The following is a 14,263-nucleotide window of genomic DNA, read 5'->3' as shown; positions in this document are numbered from 1 at the left end:
TGCTAGGTCATTTTAGCAATCAGCCGCAATGGCAGTACTTTCATCAACAAGCCGACCGGCAGCCACGGCCACGCGGGCACCCATGCCTCACCTTTTTCTCTATCAATGGCCTTCACAATAGCCCGCACCCCGGTATCAAGATCCACTCTTAATGGAGCGCGTTTTAAATTTTCATTGATAGGAGTGAGAATAAAGCCGGGCAAAATACAGCTGACGCTTATCGGCGTGCCATGCACATCTGCGCGAATGCCTTCTGTTAAGGTACGCAGACCTGCCTTTGTTGCGGCATAGATTGACACCGAACGCGGTAGCCCCCGCAGCGCACTCATCGATGACACGGTGACTAAATGGCCGCTGTTTTGAGCCCGAAAAATGGCCATCGCCGCCTCGCACTGGGCCAGCGCTGCAACAAAATTGGTTTCCGCTGTTTGCCTATTGGCGTGGAAATACCCAGTGCCTACCGACGCCCCTTTACCCATTCCCGCGTTAACGATAATTCTATCGAGACTGCCCAGTTCTTCGGCAAAGATATGAAAAACCTCAAACACCTGATCGTACTGGCAAACATCCAATGCTTTGATACTTACCGTAATACGAGGGTGCTGTACTTGCAGTTCCGTCTTAAGTGACTCAAGGTTCTCTAGGCGGCGAGCACACAGCGCCAGATTATGGCCCTTAGCCGCATAGGCACGGGCCATGCCTTCACCCAATCCAGAGCTGGCACCGGTAATAAGAATATTTTTACGAAACACGCTCAAGAGACCTCCAATATTATCGTTTTAAGTATCAGCTGCTACTATGTAAACATTCAAGATAACAAGATATGGAGCCACAACTATGACAGAAATTTCCCCCATCCTCGCCCCCGTGTTTCTACTGGTCATTTGGACCATATTGATCTTGTTCTGGATGGGCTCAGTCCGCCTGCCAGCCATCAAAAAAGCGCGGCTTGGTCCCAGTGCTGGCGAGCGCACCGCAGAGCTAGCCACACAGCTTGATCGCAAAGTGCAATTTAAAGCTGACAACTACAACCACCTTTTAGAGCAACCGACTATCTTTTATGCCATGGCGCTGGCATTTGCGCTCACAGGCATGGACAGTGGATTAAATCTTTATTTAGCGTGGTTTTATACTGCCAGCCGCATTGTGCACAGCTTAATTCATTGTACTGCCAATATCGTTATGCTGCGCTTCTCAGTCTTTATGCTGGGCACCTTTGCGCTGTTAATTATGGCGGTAAATGGTTTACTCGCGGCACTGTAACCACAGAACGGGTGAAGGTCGTCTACCGTTACGCAGGTAAACGACCTTTCATCATCGACGAACTAGCTTTCAGCATTAAGCCACGATATAAGCGGTAAGGCAGACAGCGCTTTAAGCGCCATAAACGGCGAGCCTCCGCATGGGGAAGAATGTAAAAATCTCCTTTTCGAATGCCTGCAAAGACCCGGCTGGCAATTTCGTCAGCGCCAACCTTTGCCTTACTGACCAGCTTTTCTGCCAAGGCTTTTGAATCCGCATCAGAAGCTTTCACCGACTCGAATAGATTGGTTCTAAAAAACGACGGGCACACTACCGAAACGTTAATATTGTCGCGATCAAGCTCTACACTCATAGACTCAGACAAGGCCACCACCGCCGCTTTTGTGGCGCAGTAAGAAGCCATTTTGGGCGGATGAATCAAACCAGCCAGCGAAGCAACATTGACAATATGACCCCCGCCCAAACGCTTTAGCAGCGGCGTAAACACCTTGCAACCACGCACGACACCCAACAGATTAACATTCACCACACCCTGCCAGTCTTCAAGGCTAAAAGCATCAATATTACCCGCGCTGGCAATACCGGCATTGTTAATTACCACGTCGACCCCGTCCCAGTTCACCTCCAGCCAATTGGCAGCGGCTTGCAAGTCTGCTTCTTTTTGTACATCGCAGTGCAAATACTGGGTAGTGGTTTTTTTAGCCAGGTCGGCTTCGGCAATTTCGCCGCGACCATCGTTAATATCGGCAATGCATACCAGATAGCCCACCTCGGCAAAACAGTGCGCCAATGCTAAGCCCAAGCCCGAAGCACCTCCGGTGATAAAAACCCGTTTAGTCATTATTATTTTCCTCGTCGACTTTCCCCTCATTGTGGCTAATGCCACGACGCATCACAAGCTGCTGACAACACGACCATTTAGCCAAATAACATCACACTGCGCTTTCAACATTCGCCATCCATCTTTAAGCTAGAAAGCTTATCCGTTCTATCTATGCAACGAGTGTCTTATGTCATCCGCTTCAAACACTTACCGACGTGGTTTTTGCCCTAGCGCGGGCAAACCTATGCAAAGTGGCGATGGCTTGCTGAGCCGGGTGCAACTTCTTGGCGGCCGACTTCAAGTAAAAGACTTGCAGCGATTAGCAGAGTGGGCCGAGACGCTGGCACAGCCCATTATTGAAATTACCAGCCGAGGCAAGCTGCAGCTACGGGGATTTTCTGAAATCAGCGAGGCACAATTTACCCAACAGCTGCAACAGCAAGGCTTGGCTTCTGCAACCCCAGCGGCAGAAGCCGCCCGAAAAGTACTTTGCTCCCCGCTGGCAGACCTCGACCCCCTCGCGATAACGGATCCCTACCCCATTGCCAAACAACTGGAAAACCGCATTGTTAACCAAGCCTCGCTGTGGCAATTACCCAGTAAGTTTTTACTTGTTTTGGATGGGGGTGGCGTTTCGTCTTTATCTCAGCTCAAGGCAGATATTTGCTGCCGAGCAATCGACACACCTCAAGGCTTACACTTTGAAATACTGCTCGCAACCGCAACACCCAAGGCTATTAACTTGGGGCTTTGCGCCGCCAGGGAATGTTCAGAAGCTATTGAGGCCTTATTGCGTTGTTTCATCGCTTTAAACAAACAACAGGGTAATCATGCTCAACGTCTGAAAGATGTTTTGATCGATGCACAAAGCACTGCAGCTTTTAAAGCATCTTTATTATCGACAACAATAAAGGCTCAACAAGCCGACAATATTAACAAGCAAGAGATTAGCCCATCTGCGATAACGCAAAATCCGCACAACGCAGTGCTCGGCAAGCACAAAAATTGGTTTGCCTGCGCGCCGACGTTTGGCGTGTTAAGCAGTGACAACGCCAAAGCAATCGTCGCACTGGCTCTTGCCAATAATATTACCGAGCTACGCATTACCCCAAACAAACAGCTCGTTTTTCCCAATGGCAGCGCCGCACTGGGGCCAGCACTCAAACAGCTGGATATGATTATTACTGCAGAAGACCCCCGCCTCTCACTTCACGCCTGCCCGGGTTCGCCCTCCTGTCTTTCTGGCAGTAGCGACACAAGAGGGGATGCACTGCGTTGGGCCAAAGCCTGTCCCGAGCTGTTCTCGACCACCGCTAACATCCACATCTCAGGCTGCGGTAAAGGCTGCGCGCACCCCCGCCCCAGCCCGTTAACCCTTACCGCCAGGCAAGGACGCTACGATATTATTATAAATGACTGCGCCGACCCGATTGACGACGATCACTGTCTTGCCAAGAATATTGCACCAGAAGAAGTGCCCGCCATACTGAATCGACTCACCTTATCGTCTTAAACTTAAGTCCAAACATTCTCTCCGCCACTGGGCCTGAACATGCGCTGATGTGTAGCATCGTAAAGCGCACTGTCACGAAAGCCTGTCTCACCCAGCGCCGGGCCGACAAAAATCAATGCCGAGCGTTTTTCAGTTAACACCTCTACCGCAGCCACTATCGTTGTCAGGCTACCACGCAGTATTTTTTCATCTGTGTGGCTCGCCCTAAACACCACCGCAACAGGGCAGCAGTCGCCGTAAAAAGGCCGCAGTCGTGCCACGACCTTCTCGATTCCATGCAGTGATAAATGTATCGCCAGTGTTGTGCCTGTCTGGGCAAACATCTCTAAAGACTCTTTATCCGGCATGGCTGAAGCCCGGCCTTGGGTGCGGGTTATCACCAGCGACTGAGCAACTTCAGGCAGTGTTAGTTCCTGCCCTAATACTGCTGCGGCAGCAGCAAAAGCAGGCACCCCCGGACACAAGGTGTAAGGAATGCCTTCAGCTCTTAAGCGACGGAGTTGTTCTGCCAAGGCAGAATAAATAGATAGATCACCCGAGTGTAAACGAGTCACATCTTGTCCCTGCCCCTCGGCTTGTCGGAACGCCTCTATAATGTCATCCAAGGCCATACCCGCGGTATTCACTAAGCGAGCATCTTTAGGGCAATGCTGCAAAATTGGTTCGGGAATAATAGAACCGGCGTATAAACACACCGGGCAACTCGCCAACAAGTCTCGGGCCCGCAGGGTAATTAAGTCTGCCGCGCCTGGCCCGGCGCCAATAAAGTGAACGGTCATCTAGTGTTCGCCTTTTGAGTTCAAGCTTTTTGAGTCCACAATTTTTTGCGCATGCCACACCGTAACGGTGCGCAATGTCTGCCACCCAGTAAAGCGACCCAAAGCCTCACTGCGCTCAACGCCAATACGAGTCAACTCACCACCATAACGCTCTCTGGCAGCATAGAGTGCAGCTTCACCTTCTACACTAACGGCGCTGGCCACACATCGGCCATTGTCAGCTAATGCCGCCCAGCAGCAAGCCAACAACCCCGGAGCGCTAATACCACCCCCAATAAAAATGGCGTCAGGCTGAGGCAAGTCAGCAAGCACATCCATGTTGGCAGCGTGAAAACAATGCAATGAAGAACTCACGCCAAAACGCCGGGCGTTTTCTTTTATATTGTGACAACGCGATTCCTTCTGCTCGACGCTGTAGGCCGTATTGCGGTTATCAGCCAACAGCCACTCAACAGCAATAGCTCCCGAGCCTGAGCCTAAATCCCACAAAACCTCAGCCCCCTGTGGTGCAAGATACGCAATAATAGCCGCCCGGACTTCTCGCTTAGAGATCTGACCATCGTGCACAAAAAGAGACTCATTTCGCCCAGCAAGCTTGGGTAAAATATTGTCTGAGTGATCGCGTATACACTCTATAGCTAGTGTGTTTAGCGCATCAACCTGAACATCACCCCATTGATTAGCCACCGCTGAGTAACGACTTTCTTCGCTGCCTCCCAAGCGTTGCCACGCACTTATCAGGCTGGCGCCGTAGCCGACAGCACACAGGGTTTTGGCCACCACTGATGGACTGCTGCCATCTTCACTTAACACCAGCAGTTTTTGCCCCGGTGCCAAAACACTGCGCAAGCGGTCAACATCTCTTGCTACCACGGAAAGACAAAGACAGTCCTGAAGTGGCCACGACTGCCGCGCAGCGGCTAATGAAAAAGCTGACGGACCAGGAAAACAACGCATGGCAGAAGCCGGTAATTGCCGACTCAAGGTAGCACCAATACCAAACCAAAAAGGGTCGCCACTGGCCAATACACAGACCATTTCTGTTGAGTGCTGCAAAACTTCATCAATACCGTCTTGAAGAGGTGATGACCACTGCAATCGCTGCTGACCGCTTATCTCTGGAATAAGACCAAGCTGTCGCGCACTACCCACTAACAACGAGGCTTGCTCAACTGCCTGTTTTGCATCGGCGGCCAATCCTTGCCAGCCCGCCTCTGTTAGCCCAACCAAACTCAACCAAGGTTGCTGAAATTTTGATATCGACAACGCATTTTGCTCTTTTCTCATTGTAAAATGCTGCTCCTTTTCATCGATGAGTGCTTGTAATGCATGTTCTAATTTTGGGCGGCACCCGAGATGCAATGAACCTTGCCGGGGCCTTGCTTGATCACCCAAAGTTCAGCGCCACTTACTCACTGGCAGGACGAACTCGTCGACCTCTGCCCTCTGGCCTGCCAACCCGCCGAGGCGGCTTTGGCGGCGTCGACGGTCTTTGCAACTATCTCAAACAACATAAAGTCGATGTCGTGGTAGATGCCACTCATCCCTTTGCCGCGCAAATGTCCGCCAATGCCGTTGCCGCCTGCAGTAAAAATCAACTCCCGCTAGTGCGTTTAAGCCGCCAGCCTTGGGCTGCAATTAACGGTGACAATTGGCTTGCCGCCCAGGATTTACCCCATGCTGCAATGCTACTTAAACAACACAGCAAGGCTGGCGACCGGGTGTTGTTGGCTACCGGCGGCCGCTCTCTGCAGCATTTTGAAGACATTAGCGAACGACATTTAATTGTGCGTTGTGTCGATCCTCCGCAACCTCCACCTAATTTTGACAGCTGGACCTTACTCACTCAGCGCGGCCCCTTCCTGTTAGCCGATGAACGCCAGCTGCTTCGTGCAGAAAACATTCATATTTTGGTCTGTAAAAATTCTGGTGGTAAGGCGGCCGAAGCAAAATTCACCGCCGCTCGAGAGTTGGGCTTGCCGGTGATTATCGTTAATCGTCCAGAAATACCCCCAGCCGACATCGAGTATTTTCACTACCGGGATGTCATCGTTTGTTTAGAACGTAAATCAGCGGGGTAATCTCTGGGGCTATACATCCACTGCCGACCCCCGTGGTTAAAATATCGGCTCTGAGAATTGCCCACCAACACCAAGGTGCTCATATCCACTAGACTGGGGTCAGCCTCTGCCAAACTTGTAAAATGCAACTTTTCATCCTCGCGACCGATAGCCCGGGCAAACACCACTGGCGTGTCTGGCGCTTGTTCTTGAGCCAGCAAATTAAGCGCTTCACCAAGCTGCCACGATCGCTGAGAGGATCGGGGGTTATAAAAGACCATGGCAAAATCCGCCTGTGCGGCAAGGCGCAGGCGATTAAAAATAACTGACCAAGGCTTAAGCACGTCCGATAGCGATATAACACAGAAGTCGTGTCCGAGTGGCGCACCGATTCGGGCCGCTGCGGCCTGCAAAGCGGAAATACCAGGAAACACAGCCAACTCAACATTCTGCCAACGCCCCTCGGGTGCCGAGGCAATGCATTCGCATACCGCCGCCGCCATTGCAAAAATACCGGGGTCACCGCCAGACACCACAGCAACCTGACGACCAGACTCAGCCATATCCAGCGCCACTTCTGCTCTTGCTAATTCTTGACGGTTATCCGAAATATGACAGCAGTGATGTGATTCGGCCACTCGGTTGATATAAGGGCCATAACCCACCAAGTCCGTCGCCTGCGCTAAAATTTCTCGGGTCTCGGGACTCAGCCACGCCGCCCCCGCAGGACCGGTTCCTACGACCCACACGGCGCCAGTCATACCCGCTCTCCTACACCGGGAATAAGCACCATTGAAAAGTAAGGTGCTTTTGTCACCCCCACCTCGGATAAACGCTGCACTTTTTGGTCGGGTAAACTCGCCTTTTCCACATACCACGCCCGATCATCCACACCAAGCTTTTTGGCAGCGTTGCAGATCCGCGCCAAATTACTACCCACCTTCATTATCACCGTTGCCTTGCTGGCCGCCATCGCCGCTTCCATCGCGCTGTCGTCCAGGGTACCGGGGATAACGGTAAGCACGTCGTCGCGCATCACCAAAGGCTGGGGCAGCAGCGCACCACAGGCCATCACCGAGTTCACACCGGGAACCACGGTAATATCAAAACGCTCTTTTAAGCGCAGAAACACATGCATAAACGAGCCGTAGAAAAAAGCATCACCTTCATTCAGCAGCGCCACATTTCTACCGGCATCTAATTCAACGGCCACCATCTCTGCCGCCTCATCAAAAAATTGTTCTATGCGGTCACGGTACTCTTGACTGTGATGAGATAGCTCGGTGGTAAGCGGGTACACTAACGGCAGTTCTTTATGCTGAATTGATAGGTGTGCAGCACAGTTGTTTCTTGCTCGTCCCAAGCTGCCACGTTTGCAAAAGTAGGCCACCACCGGAGACTCACCAATTAACCTGACAGCTTTTAAGGTAAGCAGCTCAGGATCTCCGGGACCAACGCCAATACCGTAGAGATGTCCACGCTGTTTAATTTCCATATTAAATTTCTCGCTCTGTTGCCAAGGCGTTAATAGCCGCAGCCGCCATTGCACTGCCGCCACGGCGACCGTGAACAGTAATAAAAGGTAAATTTTCTGTTTGTGACAGCGCCAACTTACTTTCTGCCGCACCGATAAAACCCACTGGAAAACCCAGCACCACAGCGGGTTTTGGACCGCCCTTGGCAATCAGATTTAACAAATGAAAAAGTGCCGTAGGGGCATTGCCTATCGCCACGATGGCGCCTTCTAACTGCTCATGCCACAAACCCAATGCAGCGGCACTGCGGGTGTTATTTATCGCCGCTGCCATCGCAGGTACCCGAGGGTCCCGCAAGGTGCAGAGCACTGGATTCTCTGCTGGCAATCTCGCTCGGGTAATACCGTGGGCCAGCATTTCGCTATCACAAAATATCGGGGTTCCTGCGGCCAGCGCCATTCTGGCCAAGCTGCCAGCACTGTCAGAAAAATCGATATCCTCTGCAATATCAATCATGCCTGATGCGTGAATTATCCGTACCGCACAGCTTTCCATATCCGGCGGAAAGCGGCTTAGCTCAGCCTCTTTGCGAATGGTGGCGAATGAGGCCTTATAGATTTCTTGCCCATTACGAATATAATCATGTCGCTCTTTCAATATTCCTTCTCCATAAATTCCTTAAAACCCCAAGCAAAAACTTCGGGCCACTACGATTTAATTCGCACACCACGATCTATTAAAAACCAAGCGAGTCCTGCCATTAGCAGCGTTAATAATGTCAGCACGACAAAGGTGATCGTGCCGCCATGACCCGGAATCCCTAATAAGCCATAACGAAAACCATCCACAACGTAGAGCATGGGATTGATCATAGAAATATCTGCCCAGGGAGCAGCTAAGGATTCCACCGGATAAAAAACGCCGCCCAAATAAATTAAGGGTGTGAGGATGAAGGTACTAATCAACGAGGTATCATCAAAACTGCGGGCGTAGACGCCGTTGATCACCCCGGCCAATGAAAATAACAGCGCACTCATGACTGCCACCCCGACAGCAAACCCTGCATGATGTAGCTGTAAAGAGGTAAAGGGCATTGCCATTAGCGCCACTAAACTGCCGGCAAGTAAACCGCGTATTACCCCCGCACTGACAAAGCCTGCCACAATGATCCAAGCTGGCATGGGAGCAATGAGCATTTCTTCGATATGTCGCTGCAAGCGCGCGCCATAAAAAGCCAAGGTGCAATTACTGTAGGCATTACTAATCACTGCAAACATGATCAACCCCGGCATTAAAAATTCGACATAGGCGACGCCGTCTCTGGCGGGCAAGTCCTTGCCCATCAAATGCCCGAATATCAGCAAGAACAATCCCGCCGTCACCAGCGACGGCAGCAGGCTTTGCACCCAGCTCCGCAGAAAGCGCCTAAGCTGTTTTATTAAAAGACCTTGATATGCATACCAATACACACTTGCCATACTCATTTCGCCACCTGCTGATCTGCGGCCAACAACTCTAAAAACCGAGACTCCAAACGCTTACCACCATCTTGCACACTGGCTACCTCCACCCCCTGCTCGGATAGCTTTTCAAACAGCGGCGCTAGCGGTAGTTTCAAAGGCCAATCTACTTCCAGCTCCATTGCTCGCCATGCCAACAACTGGCCATAGTTCAACACCGGAGGCCCGGCAATTTCGCGGTGTAAATTGAGCGTTAACTTTCGAGATTGCAGGCCTGATAACAATTGTTGCGGCGCATCTCTGGCGATGATTTTTCCCTCGTCAATAATGGCGATATCCCGACACAGCGATTCTGCTTCTTCCAGGTAATGCGTGGTTAGCAAAATGGTGGTGCCGTCACGATTCAAATCTTTAAGTAATGCCCAGGTTTGTTGCTTGGCTTCCACATCTAAGCCCGCGCTGGGCTCGTCCAGAATTAACACTTGGGGTTGATGCACCAGCGCCCTGGCGAGCATCAATCGACGCTTCATGCCCCCGGATAAACCCCATGCTTTTTTGTCAGCGCGATGACTGAGTCCAACCTTGTCGAGCAATTCAGCGCTGCGTTGGCGTGATTTTTTCAGCGACAATCCGTAATACATTGCCTGGCTTTCAATAATTTCCCGGACCGGCTCAAAGCTATTAAAATTGACCTCTTGGGGCACCACACCAACACAGCGTCTGGCTCGCATAGCCTGACGCTGATTATCAAAGCCCTGCACAAAAATTTTGCCCTGCTGCATATTGAGCAGGCCACTTATCAAGCCGATCAAGGTACTTTTGCCTGCGCCGTTTCGGCCCAACAAACCAAAAAACGCCCCCTGGGGAATACGTAGATCAATACCCGAGATCACCGGCTCGCCATCACCGTAGCGCTTATAAAGCTGCTGGATTTCAATCGCCGCGCTATGCATTATTTCTCCAAACATGATTGGTCACTGACATGCCTCACCGACATAGGCAAGCAATTTGCCTTGCCGATCGACAGCACACACCTCTAAGGCAATAGACTGGGGAAGATAGCGACGCGCCACCTGGACAGCCTTCAAGGCGATATGCTCTGCCAACGGCACACCCTGTTGCTGGCAATAATTCAGGGCTTGCAAACTGGTATTGGATTGCAGAATTTGTTCTCGGAGAACCTCGTCACCGTTCAGCAACATGGCCTGCTCCGCCAGCCACGGAAAATCAATCGCGCACCGGCGGCTGTGGGTATCCAGATGTCCGGCGGCGAATTTAGTGAGTTTGCCAAAGCCCGCCGCCAGGATAAGCGCGGGTACAGGGTGACGGCGCAGATACTTGAGCACGGCACCAAACAGGTCGCCCATTTCCACAATAGCGGCATCACATAAATTAAATCTTTGCTGAGCGTAAGCCTCGCTCGTGCCGCCCGTACAAGCCGCAATTCTTTGCAGCTTATTTGCGTTAGCAACATCGATGGACTGGTGGATTGAGGCGATATAGGCCGAACAGGAAAAAGGACGAACAATGCCCGTGGTCCCCAACACCGACAAACCACCGACGATGCCCAGGCGACCATTCATGGTTCGCAGCGCAATACGCTCGCCGTTGTCGATACCCACCGTCACCAAAAATCCGCCTTGGTAATCGGCGTCCATCGCCTGTTGCTGCAAATGCGCCACTATCATCTGTCGAGGCACCGGGTTTATCGCGGGCTCGCCTACCGGCAATACCAATCCTTTACGGGTGACCGTTCCCACCCCTTGGCCAGCCAAGAACGCCACGCCGGGTTCCGCTTTTAGCTGGAGTTTTACCCACAGCCGGGCGCCATGCGTCGCATCGGGATCGTCACCGGCATCTTTAATTACCGCAGCCAGTGCGGCATTAGCCGTTAACTGCAAGTCAGCGATAAGTAACTCTCTAAACTCACCTCTGGGCAGGCGAATTCGCGCGGCCTCGGTATGCTGGCCTTGAAGCAGCAAGCGTGCAGCCGCCAACGACGCCGCCGTTGCGCAGGCGCCAGTGGTTAAACCCGTTCGTAGTGTGCCATTATTTTCTGTTGTTTCTGGGCGCAAGCTGGGGGCAGACATATTCGCCAGCAACCCTAACAAAAAGACAGCGGCGAAAAGTGAAACGTGGGATAAACCAAGTTAAGAGAATACTGTTTACACACGATGTACAACTCCCTGTTAGCTCGCGCTTTGGCGAAACTAAATACAGGCGTGCGGTAAACAGGGATAACAGGCGGCGGACGAAGCGGAACAAGCACCAGTGAAGAATCCAACCGGCCTGTCGTCGCCCACCGCAACGCTCGGCTTAATATCAGGCCGGTCTCCGGGCTTATGAGTGGGCAAAAAACCCGAGGTGATCACCTTCCCATATCCGAAGATACAGTGGCATGAGATCACCCTGCACTCACTTACCGTTGCGGGGGCAGCGTTGGATTTGCGCTGCATAACAGCCGCTCACCAACTTCCCGTTTAATCCCACTGCGAAGAACCACAAGCAGGACACCTGAAAGAGGCCGCAACATTAACAGGGCGACAATAGCAGGTCAAACGACAAATAGAGGCGATTTAGAATCGAGGGAGAAGACACATTAACCTGACCCAATAGGAATATTGAGCCAGGTTATCAAGCAATGCGCTTAACTTAGTGGGTAGTGGGAAGGGTACGGCAGCATGGCCACGCCGCTATCAACTGCCGCCTGGGCGACAGCTGCCGAGACCACACCCAGCAAACGGCGGTCCACCGGCTTGGGAATGATGTAGTCTGGACCAAAGCTCAGGCTCTCTACTCCGCAGGCATCGATCACCACTTGAGGAACCGCTTCTTTTGCCAGCTCACGAATAGCGTGCACCGCAGCCACTTTCATTTCTTCATTAATCGCGGTGGCGCGAACATCTAGCGCACCCCGAAAAATAAACGGAAAGCCCAATACATTGTTCACCTGGTTAGGGTAGTCCGAACGACCGGTAGCGACAATCAAGTCATCCCGTATCGACAGTGCCAGCTCGGGTTCGATCTCGGGATCAGGGTTGGAGCAGGCAAAAACAATAGGCTTGGGCGCCATTGTACGCAGCATCTCTTCGCTGAGAAGATTGGCGCCAGACAAGCCAACAAAGACATCGGCGCCGTTAATAGCATCGCTCAAAGTGCGCGCACCCGTATCGTTTTGAAATTCTTTTTTGTATTTATTAAGACCTTCGCGGCCAGGGTAAATCACCCCGCGACGATCGATCATATAAATATTGTCGTAGCTTGCACCCAAAGAAACTAACAGGCGCATACAGGCGATAGCCGCAGAGCCAGCACCTAAGCAAACAATTTTTGCGGTCTCAATGTTTTTGCCTTGAATCTCAAGCGCATTGATCATGCCTGCAGCGGTAACAATGGCCGTGCCGTGCTGATCGTCATGAAACACGGGGATATTGCACTGCTCAATTAAAACCCGTTCAATTTCAAAGCATTCAGGGGCTTTGATATCTTCCAGATTAATACCACCAAAGGTGCCGGCAATACGTTTCACCGTATCGACAAATGCATCGCTGTCTTCAGCATCAACTTCGATATCAATCGAATCGATGTCGGCAAAACGCTTAAAAAGCAGAGCCTTCCCTTCCATCACCGGCTTACTGGCCAGCGGGCCCAGATCACCCAAACCAAGAATGGCCGTGCCATTAGAGATGACCGCCACCAGATTGCCTTTGCTGGTGTACTTGTAAACATTGACCGGATCTCTGGCAATTTCCCGCACAGGTTCCGCAACACCGGGGCTGTAAGCCAGTGATAAATCGCGCTGAGTTTCAGCGGGTTTGGTAATGGAGATTGCAATTTTGCCCGGTGTAGGCAATGCGTGATAATCCAGAGCCGCTTGTTTTACATCTTTGGACATGCTCAATTCCCAGTTATTGCGCCACTTCCCCTAAGGGGAAGGCGGCTTAAATAAATGAACGGGGACCAATAAACTACCCGCCCGGGTAGCTCCCCTGTGCAAAGCCCACCACATTACATGTCAGTATGTCATATGTCGGCTTTTTTGCGCTTCGCACTGCGGCCTTCTCTGGGCCTGTATTAATGCGCTCTGCAATCATTGCAGACCAGCATATCGGGGTGGCGTAAGTCCATTTTAAAACCTGCCATCCCCGTCCGCGGCGGCGTTCTTTTGCGCAGCCATCCCCGGACTTCAATCTGGTGCCCTATATAACTGTCTAACGGCACCGAAAAATATCTTAGCTCTGATTTTGCCAACCGCAACACTAAATCACCGTCCAGCCTCAACCACAATGCCGAACGGCTATTGCCGATGGACTGGAGCTGTCCCCGTACAAGGCGAAAGCCTTGATCCGCCGCTGTCAGCGCTGTCGTCGACAAGCTTGCTTGCGACCACACGCCAAGACCCTTCGACTTCGCCTCAGACTCTGCGGCACGCAAACACTGTCGATATGGCTGCGGACTGGGTGGCACAGCAATATGCCAAGCCGCTCCGGCCTTCAGCAGTGCTTCGCCAAGATGACCACCCTCCCGGCGTAAAAACACAGTGGCCAAGCTGCGACCATAGCGATCCAGACCCTGCTCTTGCAGATACACCCGCTGACCTGGGCTTAGCATAGCCGCCAATGTTTGCTTAGCCATGACAGCATGGGCCTCATCGGCCTTGCCATCTTTGCCCAGCTCCGGGGCGTTCACCGAGAGCAGACGCACTCGTCGACCATCCCGTAAGCGCAGGCTATCACCATCTGTCACCACAGACACTTGAGCAGACTTAAGACTAGCAGTACCCGGCAAACATTCGGCCTGAGCCCAAGCGGTCATTAGGAAGCAAACGATAAAAACAAAAATGCCCGGCGGATAAAGGCCGGGCATTCTGCGTTTCAGAGCGGCAAAACC

At 52.0% G+C, this 14,263-nt stretch carries 15 protein-coding genes and 1 riboswitch; of the genes, 3 read left to right on the top strand and 12 right to left on the bottom strand.

The features are described 5' to 3' along the window. Positions 1-2: 2 nt before the first annotated feature. Positions 3-752, bottom strand: coding sequence for an SDR family oxidoreductase (locus IMCC21906_RS03290; RefSeq protein WP_082117523.1), 750 nt, complete (start codon positions 750-752; stop codon positions 3-5). 85 nt (positions 753-837) lie between these two features. Here IMCC21906_RS03290 and IMCC21906_RS03285 point away from each other — a divergent pair, with 85 nt between their 5' ends. Then, a complete protein-coding gene (locus IMCC21906_RS03285) occupies positions 838-1,263 on the top strand; it encodes an MAPEG family protein (protein ID WP_047010976.1) in 426 nt (141 codons plus the stop codon). Positions 1,264-1,291: 28 nt separating this feature from the next. On the opposite strand, the gene IMCC21906_RS03280 is transcribed toward IMCC21906_RS03285, so the two are convergent. Continuing rightward, positions 1,292-2,104 carry an SDR family oxidoreductase gene (locus IMCC21906_RS03280; RefSeq protein ID WP_231580310.1) on the bottom strand — a complete coding sequence of 271 codons (813 nt, stop codon included), beginning with the start codon at positions 2,102-2,104 and terminating at the stop codon, positions 1,292-1,294. A gap of 169 nt (positions 2,105-2,273) precedes the next feature. Between IMCC21906_RS03280 and cobG the strand changes: the two genes are divergently transcribed. After that, positions 2,274-3,599 (top strand): precorrin-3B synthase, encoded by a 1,326-nt coding sequence (gene cobG / locus IMCC21906_RS03275; protein WP_082117332.1) that lies wholly within the window; start codon positions 2,274-2,276, stop codon positions 3,597-3,599. A 2-nt stretch (positions 3,600-3,601) separates the two neighbouring features. On the opposite strand, the gene cobM is transcribed toward cobG, so the two are convergent. Together cobM and cbiE are read right to left on the bottom strand one after the other, a co-directional pair. After that, positions 3,602-4,378: a precorrin-4 C(11)-methyltransferase gene (gene cobM / locus IMCC21906_RS03270; RefSeq protein ID WP_047010974.1), complete on the bottom strand. Its 777-nt coding sequence runs from the start codon at positions 4,376-4,378 to the stop codon at positions 3,602-3,604. Then, positions 4,379-5,665 carry a precorrin-6y C5,15-methyltransferase (decarboxylating) subunit CbiE gene (gene cbiE, locus IMCC21906_RS03265; RefSeq protein WP_047010973.1) on the bottom strand — a complete coding sequence of 429 codons (1,287 nt, stop codon included), beginning with the start codon at positions 5,663-5,665 and terminating at the stop codon, positions 4,379-4,381. It abuts the gene before it with no gap. Positions 5,666-5,703: 38 nt separating this feature from the next. Here cbiE and IMCC21906_RS03260 point away from each other — a divergent pair, with 38 nt between their 5' ends. Beyond that, a complete protein-coding gene (locus IMCC21906_RS03260; protein ID WP_052763341.1) occupies positions 5,704-6,459 on the top strand; it encodes a cobalt-precorrin-6A reductase in 756 nt (251 codons plus the stop codon). On the opposite strand, the gene cobJ is transcribed toward IMCC21906_RS03260, so the two are convergent. The 8 genes from cobJ to IMCC21906_RS03220 all read right to left on the bottom strand — a co-directional run bounded on the left by cobJ (position 6,414) and on the right by IMCC21906_RS03220 (position 14,239). Continuing rightward, positions 6,414-7,199: a precorrin-3B C(17)-methyltransferase gene (gene cobJ, locus IMCC21906_RS03255; RefSeq protein ID WP_047010972.1), complete on the bottom strand. Its 786-nt coding sequence runs from the start codon at positions 7,197-7,199 to the stop codon at positions 6,414-6,416. The two genes, IMCC21906_RS03260 and cobJ, sit on opposite strands and share 46 nt — an antisense overlap. Next, positions 7,196-7,933, bottom strand: a complete 738-nt coding sequence (locus tag IMCC21906_RS03250; RefSeq protein ID WP_047010971.1) for a precorrin-2 C(20)-methyltransferase — start codon at positions 7,931-7,933, stop codon at positions 7,196-7,198. Before IMCC21906_RS03250 ends, cobJ begins: the two co-directional genes overlap by 4 nt. A 1-nt stretch (position 7,934) precedes the next feature. Continuing rightward, positions 7,935-8,570: a precorrin-8X methylmutase gene (locus tag IMCC21906_RS03245; protein ID WP_047010970.1), complete on the bottom strand. Its 636-nt coding sequence runs from the start codon at positions 8,568-8,570 to the stop codon at positions 7,935-7,937. A 50-nt stretch (positions 8,571-8,620) separates the two neighbouring features. Beyond that, entirely contained in the window at positions 8,621-9,397 is a 777-nt protein-coding gene (locus IMCC21906_RS03240) for an ABC transporter permease (protein ID WP_052763340.1), read from the bottom strand. After that, complete coding sequence (locus IMCC21906_RS03235; RefSeq protein ID WP_047010968.1) at positions 9,394-10,326, bottom strand: ABC transporter ATP-binding protein; 933 nt, start codon at positions 10,324-10,326, stop codon at positions 9,394-9,396. Before IMCC21906_RS03235 ends, IMCC21906_RS03240 begins: the two co-directional genes overlap by 4 nt. Positions 10,327-10,347: 21 nt before the next feature. Continuing rightward, a complete protein-coding gene (locus IMCC21906_RS03230; protein ID WP_156165976.1) occupies positions 10,348-11,463 on the bottom strand; it encodes a cobalt-precorrin-5B (C(1))-methyltransferase in 1,116 nt (371 codons plus the stop codon). Between the two features lie 217 nt (positions 11,464-11,680). Beyond that, positions 11,681-11,906: riboswitch (cobalamin riboswitch) on the bottom strand. A gap of 114 nt (positions 11,907-12,020) precedes the next feature. Then, positions 12,021-13,268 carry a malic enzyme-like NAD(P)-binding protein gene (locus tag IMCC21906_RS03225; protein ID WP_047010967.1) on the bottom strand — a complete coding sequence of 416 codons (1,248 nt, stop codon included), beginning with the start codon at positions 13,266-13,268 and terminating at the stop codon, positions 12,021-12,023. 179 nt (positions 13,269-13,447) lie between these two features. Further along, positions 13,448-14,239, bottom strand: coding sequence for a thermonuclease family protein (locus IMCC21906_RS03220; RefSeq protein ID WP_156165975.1), 792 nt, complete (start codon positions 14,237-14,239; stop codon positions 13,448-13,450). Between the last annotated feature and the right edge of the window lie 24 nt (positions 14,240-14,263).

Source organism: Spongiibacter sp. IMCC21906, from assembly GCF_001010805.1.
GTDB lineage: Bacteria > Pseudomonadota > Gammaproteobacteria > Pseudomonadales > Spongiibacteraceae > Spongiibacter.
This window is presented reverse-complemented; position numbering and strand designations above follow the sequence as displayed.

Excerpts from the sequence above, each read along its gene's own strand:
- cbiE (WP_047010973.1), bottom strand. The coding sequence starts at position 5,665 with ATGAGAAAAGAGCAAAATGCGTTGTCGATATCAAAATTTCAGCAACCT.
- IMCC21906_RS03280 (WP_231580310.1), bottom strand. The coding sequence starts at position 2,104 with ATGACTAAACGGGTTTTTATCACCGGAGGTGCTTCGGGCTTGGGCTTA.
- IMCC21906_RS03250 (WP_047010971.1), bottom strand. The coding sequence starts at position 7,933 with ATGGAAATTAAACAGCGTGGACATCTCTACGGTATTGGCGTTGGTCCC.
- IMCC21906_RS03285 (WP_047010976.1), top strand. The coding sequence starts at position 838 with ATGACAGAAATTTCCCCCATCCTCGCCCCCGTGTTTCTACTGGTCATT.
- cobG (WP_082117332.1), top strand. The coding sequence starts at position 2,274 with ATGTCATCCGCTTCAAACACTTACCGACGTGGTTTTTGCCCTAGCGCG.
- cobJ (WP_047010972.1), bottom strand. The coding sequence starts at position 7,199 with ATGACTGGCGCCGTGTGGGTCGTAGGAACCGGTCCTGCGGGGGCGGCG.
- IMCC21906_RS03230 (WP_156165976.1), bottom strand. The coding sequence starts at position 11,463 with ATGTCTGCCCCCAGCTTGCGCCCAGAAACAACAGAAAATAATGGCACA.
- IMCC21906_RS03225 (WP_047010967.1), bottom strand. The coding sequence starts at position 13,268 with ATGTCCAAAGATGTAAAACAAGCGGCTCTGGATTATCACGCATTGCCT.
- IMCC21906_RS03260 (WP_052763341.1), top strand. The coding sequence starts at position 5,704 with ATGCATGTTCTAATTTTGGGCGGCACCCGAGATGCAATGAACCTTGCC.
- cobM (WP_047010974.1), bottom strand. The coding sequence starts at position 4,378 with ATGACCGTTCACTTTATTGGCGCCGGGCCAGGCGCGGCAGACTTAATT.
- IMCC21906_RS03235 (WP_047010968.1), bottom strand. The coding sequence starts at position 10,326 with ATGCATAGCGCGGCGATTGAAATCCAGCAGCTTTATAAGCGCTACGGT.
- IMCC21906_RS03220 (WP_156165975.1), bottom strand. The coding sequence starts at position 14,239 with ATGCCCGGCCTTTATCCGCCGGGCATTTTTGTTTTTATCGTTTGCTTC.
- IMCC21906_RS03240 (WP_052763340.1), bottom strand. The coding sequence starts at position 9,397 with ATGAGTATGGCAAGTGTGTATTGGTATGCATATCAAGGTCTTTTAATA.